2 protein-coding genes are annotated in these 1668 nt (G+C 68.2%); both read left to right on the forward strand.

Annotation, left to right across the window (positions count from 1 at the left end; genetic code table 11):
- The coding region (locus tag IRT45_RS36170) for a TCP-1/cpn60 chaperonin family protein (RefSeq protein ID WP_305082338.1) at positions 1-766 on the forward strand (766 nt) is incomplete at its 5' end.
- A gap of 251 nt (positions 767-1017) precedes the next feature.
- Entirely contained in the window at positions 1018-1446 is a 429-nt protein-coding gene (locus IRT45_RS36175) for a DUF4189 domain-containing protein (RefSeq protein ID WP_194810245.1), read from the forward strand.
- The last annotated feature ends 222 nt before the right edge of the window (positions 1447-1668 follow it).

A 1668-nucleotide genomic window follows, 5' to 3' on the forward strand; every position in this document is an offset into this window, starting at 1 on the left:
GGCCGACATCGCCATCCTGACCGGTGGTGAGGTCATCAGCGAAGAGGTCGGCCTGAACCTGGAGACCGCCACCGTCGACCTGCTGGGCACCGCCCGCAAGGTCGTGGTGACCAAGGACGAGACCACCATCGTCGACGGTGCCGGTGATGCCGACGCCATCGCGGGTCGCGTCGCCCAGATCCGCACCGAGATCGAGAACTCGGACTCGGATTACGACCGTGAGAAGCTGCAGGAGCGCCTGGCCAAGCTGGCCGGCGGTGTTGCCGTGATCAAGGCCGGCGCCGCCACCGAGGTGGAGCTCAAGGAGCGCAAGCACCGCATCGAGGACGCGGTGCGCAACGCCAAGGCCGCCGTCGAAGAGGGCATCGTCCCCGGTGGTGGTGTGGCGCTGCTGCAGGCCGGCCCGGCGCTGGACGACCTGAAGCTGACCGGTGACGAGGCCACCGGTGCGAACATCGTGAAGGTGGCGCTGGCCGCGCCGCTGAAGCAGATCGCCTTCAACGCCGGCCTCGAGCCCGGCGTGGTCGCCGAGAAGGTCGCCAACCTGCCGACCGGCCAGGGCCTCAACGCCGACTCCGGCGAGTACGAGGACCTGCTGGCCGCCGGTGTCGCCGACCCGGTCAAGGTCACCCGCTCGGCGCTGCAGAACGCCGCGTCGATCGCCGCGCTGTTCCTCACCACCGAGGCCGTCGTGGCCGACAAGCCGGAGAAGGCCGCCGCTCCCGTCGGCGACCCGACCGGTGGCATGGGCGGCATGGACTTCTGAGTCCTGCTTTCCCGCAACACCTTTCGAACCGGTAGCCGGTCCGCCTTCGGGTGGGCCGGCTACCGGCGTTTCGGCAGTTCCAGCGCCACCGCGCGGCGCTGAATCTGGCGGTTTTCAGTCACATTTCCCCTAACTCGCGGTCTCCCCAGGGCTTTCGAAGCGCCGGAGCTGGACAACACCCTTTGTGGAACGCATTCTTTTCGGTTGGCTTCATCCGGAAGCCTTCGATAGGGGAAAGAGAAATGTTCTCAATGGGCAAGATTGCCCTGGGTTTCGTCGCGTCTGCGGCGGCGCTCTTCGTCGTCGCCGGGACCGGTTCGGCAGCCGCGGAGCGGGGGCCGGACGGTCACTACTACGGCGCGATGGCCATCTCCGATGCGAACGACGAGGGCTGGACCATCGGAATCGCTCTCAACGCGCCCGATCAGGCGACGGCCGACGCGGGCGCGATCGAGCAGTGCTCGTCCCACGGTGAGCAGGGTTGCGCGACCGTCGTGCGCTTCGTCGACGGATGCGGCGCCATCGCCCGGCGTGACGACATCCACACCGGCGGCACCGGCGCGACCCTCCAGGAGGCCGAGCGCAACGCGATCGCCGCCCTCGGCCCCGGACACCCGCCGACCCTGAGTTCGGACGGCTCCGGACCCTCGGTCATCTCCGTGTCCCGCTGCAACGGCTGACCGCACAGTCGAAATCCCCCGCGTGTCCCGACGCGTAACCCGAATTGCGATCGGAAGCCGGTCCCGCACCCACGGCGGGCCGGCTTCCGGCATTTCGGAACGGGATTCGGCCGGCGGCGGGAATTTCTCCTTGCGGGCCGATGTCGTGAAAGCCGTTGCGATCGCATCCGATGTGTGTCGTTAGGCCGGATGACCAGGCGATTTGACTTCGAATGCGGTTGG

Origin of the sequence: Nocardia sp. BSTN01 (genome assembly GCF_015354405.1) — a bacterium.
In the GTDB taxonomy this organism is placed as follows: domain Bacteria; phylum Actinomycetota; class Actinomycetes; order Mycobacteriales; family Mycobacteriaceae; genus Nocardia.